At 68.6% G+C, this 2,986-nt stretch carries 3 protein-coding genes; all 3 read left to right on the top strand.

Going from position 1 to position 2,986, the window contains the following annotated elements; all coding sequences use genetic code 11:
• The first annotated feature begins 1 nt into the window (after window position 1).
• Entirely contained in the window at window positions 2–748 is a 747-nt protein-coding gene (locus tag H7F51_RS18505; RefSeq protein WP_185665809.1) for an electron transfer flavoprotein subunit beta/FixA family protein, read from the top strand.
• Complete coding sequence (locus tag H7F51_RS18500; RefSeq protein WP_185665808.1) at window positions 748–1,677, top strand: electron transfer flavoprotein subunit alpha/FixB family protein; 930 nt, start codon at window positions 748–750, stop codon at window positions 1,675–1,677. Before H7F51_RS18505 ends, H7F51_RS18500 begins: the two co-directional genes overlap by 1 nt.
• A gap of 13 nt (window positions 1,678–1,690) precedes the next feature.
• The coding region (locus H7F51_RS18495; RefSeq protein WP_185665807.1) for an NAD(P)/FAD-dependent oxidoreductase at window positions 1,691–2,986 on the top strand (1,296 nt) is incomplete at its 3' end.

Raw genomic sequence — 2,986 nt, 5'->3', positions numbered from 1 at the left:
GATGAAGATCCTGGTCCCGGTGAAGCGGGTGATCGATTACAACGTGAAGCCGCGGGTGAAGGCGGATGGTTCGGGGGTGGACCTGGCCAACGTCAAGATGAGCATGAACCCGTTCGACGAGATCGCCGTGGAAGAGGCGGTGCGGCTGAAGGAAAAGGGCGCGGCCACGGAAGTGGTGGTGGTCTCGATCGGGCCGGCCAAGGCGAGCGAGACGCTGCGCACGGCGCTGGCGATGGGGGCGGACCGGGCGATCCTCGTCCAGACCGATGACGCGGTGGAGCCGCTGGCCGTGGCCAAGATCCTCAAGGCGATTGTCGGTGAGGAAGCGCCGGGTCTGGTGGTGCTGGGCAAGCAGGCGATCGACGACGATGCGGGCCAGACCGGGCAGATGCTGGCGGCGCTGCTCGGCTGGGGGCAGGGGACTTTTGCCAGCAAGGTCGAGGTTGCGGGGGACGGCGTGGCCGTGACCCGCGAGGTTGACGGCGGGCTGGAGACGGTGAGCCTCAAGCTGCCGGCGATCGTGACGACGGACCTGCGGCTCAACGAGCCGCGCTATGCCTCGCTGCCCAATATCATGAAGGCCAAGTCCAAGCCGCTCGTGACCAAGGCGCCGGCTGACTACGGGGTGGACGTGGCGCCGCGCCTGACCACGCTCAAGGTCTCCGAGCCGCCGGTGCGGCAGGCCGGGATCAAGGTGGCCGATGTGGATGAACTGGTGGCGAAGCTCAAGGAACTGGGGGCGCTGTGATGACTGTTCTGGTTTATGCCGAGCATGACAATGCCGCGCTCAAGGACGCGACGCTGGCGGCGGTGACCGCGGCAAGCAAGCTGGGCGAGGTCCACGTGCTGGTGGCGGGTTCGGGCTGCGCGGGCGTGGCGGCGGCGGCGGCGCAGGTGGCGGGGGTGGCCAAGGTGCTGCTGGCCGACGATGCGGCCTATGCCCACCAGCTGGCCGAGAACGCGGCGCCGCTGATTGTCGGCCTGATGGGGGGCTATGACGCCTTTGTTGCCCCGGCGACGACGACCGGCAAGAACCTCGCCCCGCGCGTGGCGGCGCTGCTCGACGTGATGCAGGTCTCGGACGTGCTCTCTATCGAGGGGCCGAAGACTTTCACCCGGCCGATCTATGCGGGCAATGCCATCGCCACGGTGGAAAGCGGTGACGCCAAGCTGGTGCTGACCGTGCGCGGCACGGCCTTTGCCAAGGCCGCGGCGAGCGGCGGTTCGGCCCCGGTCGAGCCGGTTTCGGGCGCGGGCGATGCCGGGCTGTCGAGCTTCGTCGGGGCGGAGATCGCCAGGAGCGAGCGGCCCGAGCTTACCAGCGCCAAGGTGGTGGTCTCCGGCGGGCGGGCGCTCAAGGACGGGGCGACCTTCCATCAGCTCATCGAGCCGCTGGCCGACAAGCTCGGTGCGGCCATCGGGGCGAGCCGGGCGGCGGTCGATGCCGGTTTCGTGCCCAACGACTACCAGGTGGGGCAGACCGGCAAGATCGTGGCGCCGGAACTGTACATCGCCATCGGCATCTCGGGGGCGATCCAGCATCTGGCGGGGATGAAGGACAGCAAGACCATCGTTGCGATCAACAAGGACCCGGACGCGCCGATCTTTGCTGTCGCCGACCTCGGCCTCGTCGGCGACCTGTTCCAGATCGTGCCGGAACTGACCGGAAAGCTCTGAGGGGGCGGGGCGGATGAGCGAGATCCAGCGCGAGGAAATGCCTTACGACGTGGTGATCGTCGGCGGCGGCCCGGCGGGGCTTTCCGCCGCGATCCGGCTGAAGCAGGTGTCGCCCGATCTGGCGGTCTGCGTGCTGGAGAAGGGCTCGGAGATCGGGGCGCACATCCTCTCGGGGGCGGTGATCGACCCACGCGCGCTGGACGAATTGCTGCCGGGCTGGCGCGAGGACGGCTGCCCGCTGGCCGAGGTGGCGGTGACCGACAACTGGCACTGGGTGCTGGGCAAGACCGGCAAGTTCGCTCTGCCGCACTTCATGATGCCGCCGCTGATGTCGAACAAGGGCTGCTATACCGGGAGCCTTGGCAATCTGTGCCGCTGGCTGGCGGGCAAGGCCGAGGAATTGGGGGTGGAGATCTTCCCCGGGTTTCCGGCGGCCGAGGTGCTGTATGATGACAGCGGCGCGGTGATCGGCGTCCAGACCGGCGACATGGGCGTGGGCCGCGATGGCGAGCCCAGGGCGGATTTCCAGCCGGGGATGAACTTGCTGGCGAAGTACACCCTGTTCACCGAGGGCGCGCGGGGGCACCTGACCAAGCGGCTCAAGGCGAAGTTCGCTCTGGAGGCGGAGTGTCAGCCGCAGGTCTATGGGCTGGGGGTCAAGGAACTGTGGGACATTCCGGCGGACAAGCACGTTCCCGGCCGGGTGATCCACACCCAGGGCTGGCCGCTCTCGGAGAGCCACTCGTGGGGCGGCGGGTTTCTCTACCACCAGGCGAACCACCAGGTGGCGCTCGGGTTCGTGACGGCGCTGGACTATGCCAATCCCTATGTCTCGCCGTTCGAGGAGTTCCAGCGCTGGAAGCAGCATCCGGCGATCCGCGCCGTTCTCGAGGGCGGCAAACGGGTGGCTTACGGGGCGCGGGCGATCAACGAGGGCGGGTGGCAGTCTGTGCCCAGGCTGGCCTTCCCCGGCGGGGTTCTGGCGGGCTGTTCGGCGGGCTTCGTCAACGTGCCGCGGATCAAGGGCACCCATACCGCGATGAAGAGCGCCATGCTGGCGGCCGAGGCGATCGCGGCGGCGATCGGCGCGGGGCGGGCGCAGGATGCGCTGGATGAGTACGACGCGGCGGTGCGGGCCAGTTGGATCGCCAAGGAGTTGAAGCTGGTCCAGAACGCTGAGCCGCTGGTGGCGAAGTTCGGCGGCGCCATCGGCACGGTGCTGGCGGGAGCGGACATGTGGTGCCGCACGCTCTTCGGCTTCGGCATTGCAAGGCCGCTGCAACACCACAGCGACGCCTCTGCCACCGGG

The organism is Novosphingobium flavum, assembly GCF_014230315.1.
In the GTDB taxonomy this organism is placed as follows: domain Bacteria; phylum Pseudomonadota; class Alphaproteobacteria; order Sphingomonadales; family Sphingomonadaceae; genus Novosphingobium; species Novosphingobium flavum.
This window is presented reverse-complemented; position numbering and strand designations above follow the sequence as displayed.

What these genes read in the sequence shown, in the direction of transcription:
- H7F51_RS18505 (WP_185665809.1), top strand. Translation starts at nt 2, where the DNA reads ATGAAGATCCTGGTCCCGGTGAAGCGGGTGATCGATTACAACGTGAAG.
- H7F51_RS18500 (WP_185665808.1), top strand. Translation starts at nt 748, where the DNA reads ATGACTGTTCTGGTTTATGCCGAGCATGACAATGCCGCGCTCAAGGAC.